The 15,535-nt window shown below is 44.8% G+C and carries 12 protein-coding genes and 1 pseudogene; 7 read left to right on the top strand and 6 right to left on the bottom strand.

What is annotated here, in order from left to right; genetic code table 11:
* Nucleotides 1-5: 5 nt before the first annotated feature.
* Nucleotides 6-1,375, bottom strand: a pseudogene (locus VHA02S_RS07650) (MATE family efflux transporter).
* A gap of 272 nt (nt 1,376-1,647) precedes the next feature.
* On the opposite strand from VHA02S_RS07650, the gene msrP reads away from it, so the two are divergent.
* The 5 genes from msrP (at nt 1,648) to VHA02S_RS07625 (ending at nt 6,920) form a co-directional block, all read left to right on the top strand.
* A complete protein-coding gene (gene msrP / locus VHA02S_RS07645; protein WP_005446028.1) occupies nt 1,648-2,652 on the top strand; it encodes a protein-methionine-sulfoxide reductase catalytic subunit MsrP in 1,005 nt (334 codons plus the stop codon).
* Nucleotides 2,649-3,266: a protein-methionine-sulfoxide reductase heme-binding subunit MsrQ gene (gene msrQ, locus VHA02S_RS07640; protein ID WP_038897895.1), complete on the top strand. Its 618-nt coding sequence runs from the start codon at nt 2,649-2,651 to the stop codon at nt 3,264-3,266. Before msrP ends, msrQ begins: the two co-directional genes overlap by 4 nt.
* A 416-nt stretch (nt 3,267-3,682) precedes the next feature.
* Nucleotides 3,683-5,191 (top strand): DUF3360 domain-containing protein, encoded by a 1,509-nt coding sequence (locus VHA02S_RS07635; RefSeq protein WP_038897896.1) that lies wholly within the window; start codon nt 3,683-3,685, stop codon nt 5,189-5,191.
* A gap of 459 nt (nt 5,192-5,650) precedes the next feature.
* A complete protein-coding gene (locus VHA02S_RS07630; RefSeq protein ID WP_038897897.1) occupies nt 5,651-5,962 on the top strand; it encodes a hypothetical protein in 312 nt (103 codons plus the stop codon).
* A complete protein-coding gene (locus VHA02S_RS07625; RefSeq protein WP_038897898.1) occupies nt 5,943-6,920 on the top strand; it encodes a hypothetical protein in 978 nt (325 codons plus the stop codon). Before VHA02S_RS07630 ends, VHA02S_RS07625 begins: the two co-directional genes overlap by 20 nt.
* A gap of 488 nt (nt 6,921-7,408) precedes the next feature.
* On the opposite strand, the gene VHA02S_RS07620 is transcribed toward VHA02S_RS07625, so the two are convergent.
* The 5 genes from VHA02S_RS07620 to VHA02S_RS07600 form a co-directional block, all read right to left on the bottom strand.
* Complete coding sequence (locus VHA02S_RS07620) at nt 7,409-8,560, bottom strand: ABC transporter permease (RefSeq protein WP_009697489.1); 1,152 nt, start codon at nt 8,558-8,560, stop codon at nt 7,409-7,411.
* Entirely contained in the window at nt 8,557-9,744 is a 1,188-nt protein-coding gene (locus tag VHA02S_RS07615) for an ABC transporter permease (protein WP_038897899.1), read from the bottom strand. The genes VHA02S_RS07620 and VHA02S_RS07615 overlap by 4 nt, the downstream gene beginning before the upstream one ends.
* Nucleotides 9,745-9,762: 18 nt before the next feature.
* Entirely contained in the window at nt 9,763-10,743 is a 981-nt protein-coding gene (locus VHA02S_RS07610) for an HlyD family secretion protein (RefSeq protein ID WP_038897900.1), read from the bottom strand.
* A gap of 3 nt (nt 10,744-10,746) precedes the next feature.
* Nucleotides 10,747-12,162, bottom strand: a complete 1,416-nt coding sequence (locus VHA02S_RS07605) for a TolC family protein (protein WP_009697491.1) — start codon at nt 12,160-12,162, stop codon at nt 10,747-10,749.
* 150 nt (nt 12,163-12,312) lie between these two features.
* Nucleotides 12,313-12,540, bottom strand: coding sequence for a hypothetical protein (locus VHA02S_RS07600; protein WP_005446009.1), 228 nt, complete (start codon nt 12,538-12,540; stop codon nt 12,313-12,315).
* A gap of 580 nt (nt 12,541-13,120) precedes the next feature.
* Between VHA02S_RS07600 and VHA02S_RS07595 the strand changes: the two genes are divergently transcribed.
* Nucleotides 13,121-14,740, top strand: coding sequence for an ATP-binding protein (locus VHA02S_RS07595; protein WP_038897902.1), 1,620 nt, complete (start codon nt 13,121-13,123; stop codon nt 14,738-14,740).
* Entirely contained in the window at nt 14,737-15,423 is a 687-nt protein-coding gene (locus VHA02S_RS07590; protein WP_017818094.1) for a response regulator, read from the top strand. The genes VHA02S_RS07595 and VHA02S_RS07590 overlap by 4 nt, the downstream gene beginning before the upstream one ends.
* The last annotated feature ends 112 nt before the right edge of the window (nt 15,424-15,535 follow it).

Here is a 15,535-nt window from a genome sequence, read left to right as displayed (position 1 = left end):
ATCTGTTATTGTTCCGCTGTTTTCACTTCTATCATGGGGGCATGAGTAGCGGATAAGTTTTGTTTTGCATAGCTCGTTAACTGTAACCATGAAAACAATCCAGCGAGTACATCGCTATTGTTGCCGCAATGACGATAGTAAAAATGTCACCCTGTAACGAGCCAATAGCAATCGCTGGGATGTACAGAACCAGCAATCTAACAAAGCAAACGAAAAGGGCGATTTTGGGTTTACCCAATGCGTTGAAGATTGAAGTGACAACCATACATAAGCCTAAAGGACCGTAGCTAAACGGAATCACCCAAAGGGCTAGCTTCAACCAATCTTGCATTGTGTTGTCCGCCGATAGTAGAGGAACAATGATTGGTAAACTTACCACTAACAAAGTCGCGATGACCAAGTGGAACAAGATCACAAAGCGAGAAGCTGATTGAACAAGCGCTTGGATTGAATCGAAACGTTCGGCACCGAGCTGACGGCCAATCATTGGTGGTAACGACATGGTGAGCGCCAATGTGAAGATTAGCAAGAAGCTCTCGACTCGGTTGAGCAAACTCCAAAACGCAATTTCATTGGCACCAAGATGAGCGATGAACATCACGGTCACGAACGCGCTGACTGACGGTAAGATTTGGTTCATCATGGTTGGAATCGTGGTTTTGATCAGTAGATTGAAATCCTCTTTGCTGGCTAAAGCACAAGAGAAAGGAGCGAACCAGTGGCGACCTTTGGCTCTTTGCATCATGTAAGCCGCGCTGATGGCAAAACCAAGCATAGATGCTAGCGCTGCACCTGCGATCCCCATGTTAAGAACGAACATAAAGATTGGATCAAGTACGAGGTTGATAAGGCTTGCGATGACAAAAACGGAGCCAGTGACTTTAGTGTCACCATTCGCACGATAAACACAGGTCATCAAATACAGCACAGCACTCGATAGTGCGCTCAACAACCATAAGCCCCAGAACTGACCAAATAACACTTCAAGTTGCTGATACTGGGTGCCGCCGTCTTCCACAGAGATAAATGCGGAAAACACACTTTGTTCCATCAACCACAACGTAACTCCAATAAGTGCGATAAAAGCGCTTCCAACAAGCAATGCAAGTGAAGCCGTATTGGTAGCTCGTCGTGTGTCATTTGCACCAAAAGCATGAGAAATGATCGATGTTGCCGCGACACCGATGCCGACTTGAATGCCGATAAATGCAGCTTGGAAAGGCATGGTAATACCTTGCACCGTAAGCTCGTTTACACCAAGCTTGCCGATAAACACTGCATCAATAAGTTGTACTGACATTATCGCAAAGAGACCGACCGTTAACGGCAGTGTTTTTTCGAGAACGGATTTTAAAGTCGAGGAAATCGCTAGCATCACAAGGCTCATGATTGGAAAGTTTGGGAACAATGCCAGTATAGAGTTGTGATTGTTAATGATAAGAGGGGTAATCCCTAAATCAGTTTTTAGATTTGGTTAATAATGAAGTCGCTGTGTGTTCCACCGTGCGGCTGAATAGTAATTGCAAACTTATATGCATATCGGTTTTTCGTTTTCTATGAAATAGAACTGCCATTGCTACGGTCTGTCTTAATCAACGTATTACCAGTTCGCTATTTACTAAAGTATGAACACATTCGGGGAAGATTATGTGGATTAAGAAGAATCATCGCTGGGCTTTATCTGAAAACGAAGCGACGCCAGAGTCCGTCTATAAAGAGCGTCGTGAAATATTGAAAAAGTTAGGCATTGCGGTTGTCGGTATGCCACTCGCTGCGAATGCACAAGCTGGTATTTTGGACATCTTCTCGTCAAAGGAAAAGCCAGTCTCAGATAATCGAATTGATCTTAGTGTGACTAAGCCACAGCAGTATCAAGCGGATCTTTCTCTTACTCCTGAGAGCAAGGTTTTGAAATACAATAACTTCTATGAGTTTGGTACCGATAAATCTGACCCAGCGAAAAACTCTTCTGAATTTGTGTCTGACCCATGGACGGTTGAGATCGACGGCTTGGTGAATAACCCGATTAAGCTCGACTACGATGACATCTTTAACAAGTTCACACTAGAAGAGCGAATCTATCGCTTACGTTGTGTCGAAGCATGGTCAATGAACATTCCGTGGATTGGTTTTCCTCTAGCAGACATCATCAAAATGGCGGATCCAAAAAGTAGCGCGAAATACGTTGCTTTTGAAACCCTCTACGACCCGAAACAGTTCCCAGCTCAAGGCTCGTTTAGCAGTATTGAATATCCTTACGTCGAAGGGCTTCGTCTCGATGAAGCAATGAACCCGCTCGCACTGATTTCTGTGGGTTTGTACGGTAAGACGCTTGCACCACAAAACGGTGCGCCACTTCGCTTAGTTGTACCGTGGAAGTATGGTTTCAAAAGCATTAAGTCTATTGTTCGAATTCGTTTAACTGACCGAGAGCCGCCAACAACGTGGAATCGTTTAGCACCAAATGAATACGGTTTTTACGCTAATGTGAACCCAAATGTTGACCACCCACGTTGGAGCCAAGCAAGCGAGCGTTTCATCGGTGAGGGCAGTGTGCTCAGTACTCGCAGACAGCCAACATTGATGTTCAACGGTTACGAGGAAGAGGTGGCGCATCTCTATAAGAATATGGACCTGAGGAAGTTCTATTGAGAAAGCTGACGCCAAAACACATCATTGCGCTTAAGGTCCTTATCCATCTTGTCTCTTTAGGCTTTTTAGGTCTGCTGGTTATTGCGATTAATACCGACAACTTAGGTGGCGACCCTGTTCAAGGCATTATCCATTACACGGGTATTAGCGCGCTGAATACGCTGTTTATTACCTTGTTAGTTTCTCCACTTGCGCGTTGGACCAAGCAGGGTTTGTTAGTTCGAGTTAGGAGACTACTTGGGTTATACAGCTTTTTCTGGGCAGTGCTTCATTTGGTTGCGTTTGCTGTTCTTGATTTAGGGTTAGATTGGAGTTTGCTTGCCTCTGAAATCGTCAAACGCCCTTATTTGACCGTTGGTGCGGCAGTGTGGGTGATCTTGTTACTTCTGGCGGTGACTTCGACTCAATCCATGCAACGCAAGATGGGTTCCAAATGGCAAAAGCTGCATAACTGGGTTTACTTAGCTGCGATATTGGCACCGATTCATTTTTATTGGTCGGTGAAGTCAGAGGTAGCAGAGCCGACGATCTATATTTTAATCGCTATTGGTTTGCTTTTTGCTCGATGGAAGACATTAAAACAGCGAGTGTTTCGAAAACTATTATCCAGTTGATGCGCTGTTAGACTAATTGCGACACATGAATCGATAAATTAAAAGGGGCTACGTGAGCCCCTTTCTTCATTGGATAAAAAGCCGCTAACCCAGGCTTTCTGTTGCTGTTGGCTCACCAGGCTTCCACACCTTTCGTTCGCTTTCACCAAAGACCTTGAGCTAGGTCTATCAGATCCCATCATAACGCTCATACCGTTAGCCCGAACCCTACGACTAATGTCTAACCATCTGAGACTATTTGTACTTTTTCGTTTGGTATAAGGTACTAGCAACTTAATTTAAAGGGTTCATAAACGTCAGTTATCGAGTTCTTGTCGCAGAGAATATAGAGACAACGACTTGCTTAATCTTCGTTTATTGAGCAAACAACGTTGGTTGGAAAAACACACCTTAGAGTGTGAACGAAAGGAATCACAATGAGCAGCACTTTAGAGTCCGTACATATACGAACAGATAAGCCTAAAGCCAGTGAGGATGAACTCACTTATGAACAACAACATAAACCTAGCTCGGAGTTTGAGTCCCGAGAACAATATTTAGAGCACGAGTTACAGATCATGGCGCCTAAACGTTGGCGTCCTAATTTGCCGTTTAAAGATTATCGATTCGAGGTAGAAGACACCATTCCGGCGATGGCCGCGACCATTGGTAAAGTTGTTATGGTGGGAGCCATTGCAGCAACCTTTGCCGGAGCGCTAGGGTTGAATGAAGGCTTTGTTTTAGAAAATGTACGTTATGAACTACTCATCGCCTCTGTTTTCATTATTCTTTTCTCAGGCTTTCTGTTGCCGACCGCAAACCTCGCGGGTACACACGGCCCGCTCATCCCATTGATTCCTATCGTCGTTGCAGCAGGCGGGCACCCAATGGCCTTTGGTCTGCTGATTGGCGCTTTTGGCATACTGTTAGCCATCAGTAAAGGTGGCAGCATGTTGGCAAATCTCACCAGTAAAGGCGTGTGTGGTGGTTTATTGCTCTACCTTGGCTTTGTTGGAACCGTCTCTCAAGTCAAAAAGCTGTTCGCGTGGGCAGAGGGAATAGGGATGAGCCACATTGCTTTTGTTGTGATCTTTTGCACCATTATTTTATATGCATTACTGGAACACTTTCGTAAGCGTTGGCTAGCGGTTCCTCTTAGTTGCTTGCTAGGCGGTACTTTAGCTTTTGCTATGGGCGCTCCGTTTTCTTTTCAAACCGAGCCCGGCTTACCCAATATGAACCCTATGTATTGGTGGGGGGAAGATACGGGTTGGATGCTAGGTTTACCTACGATTGAGCATTTCATGGTGGTATTGCCTTTTGCTATTTTAGCCGTAGCCATGTGGTCGCCTGATTTTTTAGGGCATCAAGTGTTTCAAAAAATCAGCTATCCAGAACGTACAGAAAAAGTACATATGAACATCGACGATACCATGACCACCGCTTCCATTCGTCAGACGTTCGGTTCTCTGCTCGGTGGTACTAACTTTACGTCTTCTTGGGGAACTTACATCGTTCCGGCGGCGATCGCTAAACGTCCTATTCCTGCAGGCGCTTTGCTAACGGCGCTGTTTTGTATCATCGCCGCTGTTTGGGGCTACCCAATGGACTTAGCGATCTGGCAACCTGTACTTTGTGTTGCGCTTATTGTTGGGGTATTTGTTCCTTTGCTAGAAGCAGGAATGGAAATGACGCGTGAAGGTAAAACCACTCAATCGGCAGCGATTGTTGTATTTTCTTCAGCGTTAGTTAACCCTGCATTTGGCTGGTCTCTCACCATGTTGCTAGATAACTTAGGCTTAGTCGGCTGTAAAGAACGTAGTGGGGAACTCAGTAAAATGAGCCGTTGGGTGTTGCCTGGCATTATGTTTGTTGTGCTAACAAGCGTAATGGCATTGGTGGGCTTACTTCCGGGGATTCCAGCAATTATCCCAAGCTTTCGTTAAATAGGCTCATAGTACGATTTATGGTTTGAAGAACCTTTTTCTAACCTGATAGAAACGGTTTAGTTCTGTTGATCTAAATCGTTTTTATGCCTTAGTGTGTTTGGAGCGATTAACCTCTCATTTCACTAAGCTGTAACTCAGCAGTTGATTGCTTGTATGCAGATCACTGAGTTAGTAATCGTACTATATGATACTTAGCGCAATAAAAAATTAGTGACCTACTTTTTGCCTTAATTGATGTAAAAGTCACAAAAACTAAATAGTTTCAGATGAGATTATTTTTCTAGCCTATGCTAATAGTTGAGGGTGCAATTGTTTGCTTAGTGTGGGTAGTGCGTAGTTAGATAGCTTCAATCAAATGAAAACAATTATAGATTTAAGTATTTTTAATAGCAGCTTTGTAGCGTAGGCTTTTTAAGCCTTTTTGGACCATTTGTATTATTTGTGACTAGATACTAAATGATGAACCGTTGGATAGGAATTGCAAGCATACTCTACTCAGTCGTCGTTGCAGGATGTGCTGTTAGTTACATTGATGACGAAGGGCGTCATAACGTGATTGGTTTTGCTCATGTTTCCTTTAAAGGTGCAGAGGACAACTCCCGTACAGCTGGAGACAAAGTAGAGGTAACCAATGTTGGAGTCTTGTTTATGCAGGGCAAGATACACTCAGGCGTTAGTTTTGGCTTCAATAATGAAGTAAGTATGGTCATCAAGAATGATGTACTGATTCTAGAGGAAGGCGTTAGAAATGAAAAAAATAATGATTAAATCAACCATTATCCTCTTAATGACATTGATTGTTGCAGCATGCACCTCTACAGACGAGGTCGTTTTTGTTACAAAGTCTTCGTTGAGCATAGTCGATATTGATTCGACTCCTGCGGAAATAACACTCGGTTATGATCGAGTTGAAGGTTATTTCGCTCCGGGCTACAGCAACGGGGCCCTACCACCAGTTATATCCTCTATACGTACAGATGGAGGCTTATTGGCTCCAGAAATCCAACAGTTATACGCTACAGGTGAGGCTGCAAATATAGTTACAGATTCGACGAACAAGAGAAGCGTTATAGAAAAGACCTTAGAGGGAGATAAAAAAGGTATGTTTTTTGGTACGAGCACGAACTTAGGTTTTAAAGTTGGTGTTACTCAAGATAAACCTTCACTAATTATAGGTTATAAGCGAATGGAAGCGTCTTACATTCCTTTAGGAACTGTTAATGGCGTAGATGCTTATCCATCCGTAATAGCAAGTATAGATACTACTATCAATACACCTACGAATTCCAACCCTGATGGTTTGCAAGTTGGACAGTTTTTCGCAACTGGGTTGGCCGCTGAACAATTAGCTTCTAAAAAATATATAAAGCAAGGCTTTGATGAAAAAGCCAAAGAGGCAATTGATAGATATAATGAAGAACTAGGAAAGCAACAAATTTCTGCTTTACATACTCTTAAGTGTGCTGCTTCACTAAATGATGAGCAGTGGGCACATGTGGTAGATGCCGCTTCAACTTCAAACCTTTTAAGCGGAGTAGGCAGTGAGGTTGAGAAAAGGTGGCAACGGTATATTGAGGATAAAACGGTAGAGAATAGACAATCAGCAACGAAGCTGTATTTTTCGGCAATTTCGAAGTTAGATGGTGCTTCTCCGACCTATGCGGCCGTTCTTGAATCACACAGAAGCTTAGTTTGCAAATTAGCAGGGGAAACAAACAATGCCTAAAATCATAGAAGTTCCATGTGAGAAATGTGAAGAGACAAAAAGGGAAATTGAAGAGGATAACCTATGGATCGTCTTAAGCTGTGAACCGATAGAGGATAAGCCCGGTTGGTGTAAGTTAGAGTACGACTTAAAGTAATTAACTTGTGCATGGCGAGACAAGTATGCGGGGGCCCTGTGACGTATTATTACATTTGAACAAGTACGATATTTAAAATTATCTTAAGTGTTTTAGAGCAATTTACTAGTACACTAATTGAGCGTGAAGCTACGTAATAATATTGAAGTGTTGTTTTGGTCAATTAAATTTGAAGGCTAAAAAGACTTTTTCATATATTTTCTTACTCAAAGTACGCCGATCTTAATTTAGTTCTCAGATAGTTTTTATCCAGAAACGAGCCAGCCACTCTTCAGCTCAACTTTCACACTAAAATATCCCAGCAAACAAAAAGGGGCTACGTGAGCCCCTTTCTTAATTGGATGAAAAGCCGTTAACCTAAGCTTTCTGTTACTACTGGTTTGGTATTGCGTTTGGCGATCCAGTAAGCAACGCCGCCCCAAAGAACTGTAAGCACCCAAAGAGCAGTCCAGTGCTTTGCGACTTGCTGCCATGTTGCGCCCATTTGGTTAAGTGCTAAAAAGCCTTTGATTGCCCACGTGCTCGGGCTCAAATCAGCAAACCAAAGCAGCGGGGCAGGAATCGATTCAACCGGCCAAATAAAGCCTGCTAAGAAGATTAATGGCATTGAGCTAACCAGCACGACCAATGTCACCAACTCGCGTCTTGGTAATAAGTAACCGAGCCATAAACCTAATCCACAACAGCCGAGCAAGAACGGCAACAGCAAGGTCAACAATTCACCGGCATTGGCAACATGATTGACGTTCAAGCGTTCAAAACTGAAGCCAAAATAGTAGGCGCTGAGCAAGTAGTAGATAGCAACGAAGACCAAGGTTCTGGCCAGCAACAGAGCGCCTGTTGGCACTTGTGACCAATACCCACGACCATGGCGCTGAGTACCGGTTTGCAACCCGACTGCCATGATCAACGTTTGTTGAAGGATCAATACAAACACTGCTGGCACCACGTATTCGATGTAGCCCATGGTTGGGTTGAAGGTTGGTTTCATGTTGAGTTTGATTGCAGAGTAGTCATGGCTCGCCATGCTCAGTGGCACACCATCGATTACCATCTTGCTTACTTTAACTTGAGCGCCAAGCGTACCACCAGCTTGTGCTAAACCTTCGACGACTGTGCCGTACACCAAGAAGTAAGAAGCGTCGGCGGCATAAGCCAGAGTAGGGCTGCTGCCAAGCATCAAATCTTTGTAGAAGTGTTCTGGAATCACCAAGAAGCCAGTGATCTCTCGGTTTAAGAATGCTTGTTTCGCATCGGCAATAGTATGTAAACGCGCCACTACCTTAACCTGAGGCGTGGCATCGACCATGCGCTCTAAGGTTAGACTGGTTTGGCTTCCATCGAGATTCACAATCGCTATTGGCTGTTCCCTCGGTGTCTGTTGTGCGTATGGAAGTGGGTATAAGAAGGAGTAAAATACCACGCCACCAAAGACCGTCAGTACCACGACAGGGTTGGTCATCACTGAACGAAGTTCTGTTTTAATCAGTTGCCATAGTGTCATACAACCTCCTGGCTGCTATCTGTTGAAGATGCGCTGTTTAGCAAAGCTGTGTTGCGATGTTTTGCTAATAAAGCTGCCGTCATCAGTAGCGGGATAATGTAACCAACCATCGGCCAGAGTGAGCCGATAGATTGTGCCGCACTTGCGCCGTAGCTTGCTTGGTCCACTTGAACTTCGATGTAATGCGTAATTGGCAGCAACCCTCTCCATGCATGGGCAAGAGCATTCATGTCTGAAACGGGGAAGGTAATACCCATAAACGCGAAGCTTGGCGCGGTAAATGCGCCAGCAAAGCTCATCGCGCGAGCTGGGTCCATCGATAGGAAGAAGAACAATGCTCCCATGATGATGCATGCGATAGTCGTTACGAACTGCGCTAATAGCATCACCAGATAACTGCCTTCCATCGGCCAATCAAACACCATGTAGAACCAGACTAAGAACAGCGCGCCTTGTGCCATAAAGACAGGAATGTACTGGCTTAGAATTTTGCTTAGTCGAGTGAAAGGGCGCTCGCCTAAGAAAGCAAAACTATTGTTGCCGTTACCATAAAGGCGAAAATGCGCTGCGAGGATCAAAATGGTGCTGACCACGACACAGATCTGCCAGATCGCCGGAACAATCGCTGTTACCAAAAACTGAGCGTAGTTGGTGTTGCGGTTAAACAAGGCTGTAATCTGGGTGGAAATCGGCACGGCTTGACCAATAGCTGCAAGTGTTGTGGTGTTGCCTTTTGCTAGGTTACCCATGGTTTCTAACTGCGCATCAAAATACCCTTGAGACTGCGCGACCGCTGAGTTAATCAACTTGGCAACCAAAATGTATTGGCTGTTAAAGAAGACCGATAGTTGAGGTTGTCGATGCAAAAGAATGTCTTGGTCGAATTGAGGGGGAATCACAGCATAAGCGTAGATATCACCCTCGATCATCGCGTTCTTCGCTTCTGTCGAACTGGTGTAGTGATAATTAACAGAAAGAGTGGAAGAGGCATCAAGAGATTGAATCATCTTGCGTGACAGCTGCGAGTGCTGCAAATCAACCACACCAATCGGGAGATCTCTTGCAATACCTGCAGAGAAAACACCCCAAATAGTGACGGCCAATAAGATCGGCACCCATGTCAGGCAAGATAATAACCACTTATCGCGCCGCAGGATTTGTCGTTGTGAGATTTGAATCGTCATAGTCTTAAGCCAACGTGATTACAGCTCAACCACAACACTCATGCCCATGCGTAGCTCAGGCTCTGGTTGGGTAGGGCGAGCTTCAACTTCGAATGTGCGAAGATCAAAACCTTTCGATGCGTCTGTCGCGCGCCATGTAGCAAAATCGCCCATTACAGCAACGTGAGTCACTTTAAATTCAACGTCTTTATCCAGCGCTGGTAGGTACGCTTTAAAGGTCGTGCCTTTGGTAAAGTGTTTGAGCAAGTCTTCGCGTACGTTCAGTGTTGCCCAAGAATCTTGGGTATCAATAACCGTCACAACCGGGAAGCCTTGAGGTGCAAGTTCGCCGCTTTGCAGTAGAACTTGAGAGACTTCACCATCAAACCAGCTGTAGATTTGCGTGTCTTTGGCATACGCTTCTACTTCCGCTACTGCGCCAGCCGCCATGCGTGCTTTTTCTGCTGCTGCGACTTTGGTTTCGCTACGCGCGCCTTCTTTCGCCATGTTGTACATTTGGAACGCTGCGCTTTCGGTGTATTTAGATGCTTGCCATTGCGTCATGGCTTCGTCGCGTTTTTGCTCCGCAACTACGCCATCTTTATAAAGGTTGTTTACACGTTGGTAGGTCTTTCCCATCAAATCTGCAGCCGCTTTCGCTTTCAACCATTGGTCTTTTGCGGCTTGAATTTGTTGCTCACGTGCACCTTTTTCTGCTTCTAGGGCCAATGCGCCAGCGGCTTTTTCACCTGCCTTGGCTTGCTCCAATTTTGCTTCGATTTCTGGGCTGTGAAGGGTAAAGATCAACTGACCTTTTTCGACATCATCGCCTTTGCGCACCATGACTTCATCAATACGACCAGGAACTTTAGAAGAGATGCTGTATTGCTGCGCTTCAATCAACCCCTGTAAACGTGCCGGTTCTGGTTGATACGCTTGGTAGAACTGATAACCAACCCAAGAAGCGACACCCAAAGCGCAAAGTGATAGTAGAGCGGGTTTTAGAGATTTTGCTGCCATGACTTATTTTGCCTCTTTGGATGCTGATGCTGGAACGTAAGCAGTATGTTGGTATTGAGCGAAGCTGTTCATTTCGCTGCTCAGTGCTAATAATTTGGTTAAAGAAATCAGATAACGGAAACGTGCCGCTGATTGCTGTGTTTCTACGCTGGCGACATACAGTTGCGCGTCAACGACATCCAAAGAGGACGATAAGCCCTGAGTGAATGCTTTTTCGCGCAAGCGTAGGTTCTCGTCCGCAAGGGCGATACTAGATTCTAGACCTTGCACTTCATCAATGGCTTGTTGTGCTTCTAGGTAGGTCTTTTGTACCAGAAGCGACAAGTCTTGCTTCGCTTGTGATTTCAGCGCATCCACTTGGGTGACCATGCTTTGTGCTGCTTTTACTTTCTCGCTACGACCAGTGGACTCAATCAGAGGGATGTTAACGCCAACACCCACTAGCCAATCCGGTTTCATTTGGCTGGCAAGGGAATCGTCTTCATATAGGCTGTAATCACCGTATAGGTAAACTTCCGGATAGTATTTGCCTTTCTCGGCTTTGATTAAGCTCGACGCTTGTTTGTGCTTGGCATCCAACAAATCTAAGCCGGGGTAGGTCAGTAGTGTTTGATCAACAAACGCACTCAACGGTGGAAGGTTGTTGTTGATAAACAGCGTTTCTGAAGGTTCTACTGAATCGTTCTGCGCTAAGATCTTGCCCAAAGCCGCTTGGGCAATACTCAGGTCACTGGCGGCTTTGCGCGTCTCGACCTTAGCTTTGTCTAATGACGCTTCCGCTTGAAGGCGCTCAACACGGGCGATTTGACCTTGCTCTTCCATTTTAATCGCAAAATCACGGTGCTTGGTTAAGCCTTTTTCTACGGCTTGACGTGTTGCTAATACTTCTTTGGCGAGCACGACCGAGAAGTAGTATTTGGAGAGATCTTCAAAGCGAGCTTGCTGCTCCATTGCGAGTTGGCTTTTTGCCTCGTCCGTTTTACCTTCTGCGGCGGTTTGAGCTGCATTGATGCGACCACCAGTAAATATCGGCCAGATAGCACGAATCGAAGAAGAGAAGATGTCGCGTTCGGTGATCGTCGATGTGGTATTCGCAAGAGCGCTAAAAATAGGTTGGAAAACAGGTGGCACGCTAATGTGTTGCCCAGTGCTGTCGAGAATTTGCTGACCAGACAGTGTTACGTCGGTATCTAAGCGTGTGTAGTTCGCACCAATACTGACTTGCGGCAAATTGAGGTTATCAGTTGCGCTTTGTTGGTATTCGTAGCTTTCAACATTGGCACGTTGTGCTTTAAGGGAATAGTTGTTTTCTAACAACAAATTCCATGCATCATCGAATGTGATGGGAGCCGAGTGACAGGCAAGGGAAATTGAGCTGCTGAGAAGACCCAAAATCCAGAACTTTCCGGTTTGTTTCATAGTGGCTACTTTGCTTTAGAGTATAAGCTCTAATATAAAGTATTCACTACAAAGTGTTAAGTGATTGGGCAAAAGAAATGTTGGTTAAATGTTGCGCCCAGTTAAGTGGGGCTTAGCTGGACGCACCGTTGTTGTGTGACTTGTACTGATTCACTTCATCGAAGGGCAGTGAAATTCTGCTCTCCACTCAAGCTGACGAGAGCCTCGCATAGTATTCAGTAAGTCTTTACCACTCATCTGTGGGAATGAAAGCAGCACCTTGAGATCAGAAGAACTGGTGTCACTCTTTTCATAAGCCCTGACGTGCGTAAACGTTGAATACATATTCTCTGACAGCATAGCCTTATTCAGGCAAATTCCAAATGTATCGCGTTCCATGTTTTGGTGTTCCTTCTAACTATAAAAGCACCTCTGTTTATAGTTATTGCAGTTGCAGATGGTGTCTAAGTGGTTGTCCTACGGTCAGTATTTGTATTTTTATCAATGTATCTTCAATTTACTGACGCAAGTGTTGAGCGTTAAATAGACTTCCAGTTGGCTGCTTTCTTTATTCGAAGCTCTGCTAGGCTTCTTGACTAAAAATTATACGATCGAAAGTCTAAAAACGCCTCAAAAACCGCTAAATTTGGTGTGATCATGTTCAAGATTTAGATGGCAATTTATGTATGATGTTGAATAAATTACAACATTATTTCGTTAGCATTATGATTGAATTTTGATATTTCACGGCGGCTATAAATGCGCTAAATGAGCCATGAGTGACAAAGCTAAGTGTTGGAACGGGTTTGTTCGAACTGAAGAAAGCACGGCACGCCTATAAATTAACCGTAAACCGTTCAGAACGTTTCGTCTGTTCACAGATTTGTCATTTGATTAGAGCGAGCATGTTAACTCAGTGTTAACTTAGGCAAGTGTGCCACAGTGACGTGGAAAACTGGCGAAGATAAAGGAAATATCAATGAGTTGGAGTCGGATCAGCTTTCGTAAGCGCATGCTTATTATTATGACGCTGTCGGGTTTGATCGAACTTCTTATTCTGGTGGCTGCGGGCTTTACCTACCTAAAATTCGACCAAGAACAAGAGATGGGGGAGAAAGCGCTTGGCGTTGCTCGTTTCTTGTCTACTTCTCATATTGTTCGCGAAATGATTGAGTCTCAGAATACCGACCCTTATCAACAGCGGTTTCGTGAAATGACTGAGGCACTTGGTGCTGCGTTCATTGTGATTGGGGATAAAAATGGTGTGCGTTTGATTCACCCTGTCGACGAGCGCATCGGTAAGCCAATGAAAGGCGGCGACAACCAACGAGCGCTGGTGGAAGGTAAATCATACATCTCGACGGCTCAAGGATCATTGGGTTATTCCGTCCGTGGTAAAGCGGCAATTTTCGATCAACAAGGCAACATCATTGGTGTGGTTTCGGTCGGTTATTTGCTGGAACGCTTACAAGACCGCATCGAGCCTTTCTTTGCATTCCTTATCTTAATGGCATTGATCGTTGTTGCTGCCAACGCGATTGTTTCCAACTATGCATCCCGAAAATTTCAGCGTGCCATTTTGGGTTTTGAACCAGAGGAAATAGGGCGTTTGTACGGTGAACTCGACGTCACCATGAGCACTATTAAAGAAGGGGTATTAAGTATTGATGCCCAAGGTGTATTGCGTTCCATCAACCGAAGTGCGTGTCAGATTTTAGGTATTGAAAGGGAATCGGCTCTGAATAAACCGCTGACAGATACCCTGAGAGACAGCGATTTGTATACCGTGCTGGAAACAGGGCAAGAAGATCACGATATCGAGATCTTCCTTAACCACAAGCGTTTAATTGCCAACCGTTCGCCAATCTACGTCGAAGGAAAAATCGTCGGTGCGGTTTCCAGTTTCCGTCTGCGTGATGAAATAAACGAACTTACTGAACAGCTTTCGCAAACTAAAGAATACGCCGATTTGCTTCGCTCTCAGACTCACGAGCACAGAAATAAGCTTAATACGATCAGCGGATTGGTTCAGATGGGGGAACTCGAAGCGGTTCAACAATTGATTGGGCAAGAGACAGCGCACTATCAAGCGATGATAGAATTTTTACGCGATACCATCAAAGACCCGCTTATTGCTGGCATGTTACTGGGTAAAACCGAGCGTGCACGTGAACTGGGATTACAGTTAGTGGTAGAAGAAGGCAGTCGATTGGAGCCATTACCTGAGTGGTTGAATGCAGAAGATCTGGTCACGGTACTTGGCAACCTAATCGACAACGCTTTCGATGCGACGCTGTCTGCTATTCGTGTTGAGTCTGCGTTTGCATTAGAGCGCCGCAGCATTGATGTGTCGATCAGTGATTATGGCAACGAAGTGATTTTAGAGGTTGTCGACCAAGGGTGTGGACTGCCGGAAAACATTGAGCCACAAGAGCTTTTGAAAAAGGGCATTTCAACCAAGTCGCGTCAGAATCGAGGTGTGGGATTGCATCTTGTTAATCAACTGGCGACGCGTTATCACGGTTATGTTGAGATGCTACCAAATACAGAACATGGAACGAGAATTATCGTGTATTTGCCTAAGGAAGAACAAGTATGAATACGGCAACGCGAGTCATGATCATCGAGGATGATATTGCCATTGCAGAGCTACATCATAAATATCTGAGCCAACTCTCTGGCTTGGAAGTGGTGGGCATTGCAACGACACGGATGGAAGCAGAATTACAGCTTGAGGTGCTCAAGCCTGATTTGCTGCTCATGGATGTGTATTTACCCGATGGAACAGGATTAGAGATCCTCAATACGCTTCGTGCGAACAATCAAACTTGTGATGTGATTTTAATTACCGCGGCAAGAGACGTAGATACACTGCAACAAGCGATGCGAGGTGGTGTAGTTGATTATCTGCTTAAGCCAGTGATGTTTCCAAGGTTGGAGGCTGCATTGCAAAAGTACATTTCGCAACGCCAACAACTCCATGTCGCAGAAAGCTTGGACCAGAATTTAGTTGATAAGATGCTGCAATCAAATGTGGTACCAGACACGTCGTCGCACAGATTACCCAAAGGGATTGATGGGGTAACTTTGGATAAAATTCGAGGATTGTTCGTCGGTGAAGAGATGTATACGGCGGATGAAGCTGGAGAGCAAATTGGAGCCAGCCGAACAACGGCCAGACGTTATTTGGAATACTTGATCAGTTCTGGTGAATTAGAGGCAGACTTAAACTATGGCACGGTAGGGCGACCTGAGCGTTGTTATAGAAAAGTGACAAGGTAACTCAATTCGAACTTTAAATACTGTTCAGAAGCGTTCTGTAGTAAAAGCTAAGAGAAATGAAAAGCGGTGGCTTATTGGTAGCCACCGCTTTTCATTTGTGAGATATACAGTT

The organism is Vibrio harveyi NBRC 15634 = ATCC 14126 = KCTC 12724, assembly GCF_001591145.1.
GTDB lineage: Bacteria > Pseudomonadota > Gammaproteobacteria > Enterobacterales > Vibrionaceae > Vibrio > Vibrio harveyi.
The sequence above is the reverse complement of the archived record's forward strand: the minus strand, read 5'-3'. Positions and strand labels throughout refer to the sequence as shown.

Excerpts from the sequence above, each read along its gene's own strand:
- VHA02S_RS07590 (WP_017818094.1), top strand. The coding sequence starts at position 14,737 with ATGAATACGGCAACGCGAGTCATGATCATCGAGGATGATATTGCCATT.
- VHA02S_RS07620 (WP_009697489.1), bottom strand. The coding sequence starts at position 8,560 with ATGACACTATGGCAACTGATTAAAACAGAACTTCGTTCAGTGATGACC.
- VHA02S_RS07610 (WP_038897900.1), bottom strand. The coding sequence starts at position 10,743 with ATGGCAGCAAAATCTCTAAAACCCGCTCTACTATCACTTTGCGCTTTG.
- VHA02S_RS07615 (WP_038897899.1), bottom strand. The coding sequence starts at position 9,744 with ATGACGATTCAAATCTCACAACGACAAATCCTGCGGCGCGATAAGTGG.
- VHA02S_RS07595 (WP_038897902.1), top strand. The coding sequence starts at position 13,121 with ATGAGTTGGAGTCGGATCAGCTTTCGTAAGCGCATGCTTATTATTATG.
- VHA02S_RS07600 (WP_005446009.1), bottom strand. The coding sequence starts at position 12,540 with ATGGAACGCGATACATTTGGAATTTGCCTGAATAAGGCTATGCTGTCA.
- VHA02S_RS07630 (WP_038897897.1), top strand. The coding sequence starts at position 5,651 with ATGATGAACCGTTGGATAGGAATTGCAAGCATACTCTACTCAGTCGTC.
- msrP (WP_005446028.1), top strand. The coding sequence starts at position 1,648 with ATGTGGATTAAGAAGAATCATCGCTGGGCTTTATCTGAAAACGAAGCG.
- VHA02S_RS07635 (WP_038897896.1), top strand. The coding sequence starts at position 3,683 with ATGAGCAGCACTTTAGAGTCCGTACATATACGAACAGATAAGCCTAAA.
- VHA02S_RS07605 (WP_009697491.1), bottom strand. The coding sequence starts at position 12,162 with ATGAAACAAACCGGAAAGTTCTGGATTTTGGGTCTTCTCAGCAGCTCA.
- VHA02S_RS07625 (WP_038897898.1), top strand. The coding sequence starts at position 5,943 with ATGAAAAAAATAATGATTAAATCAACCATTATCCTCTTAATGACATTG.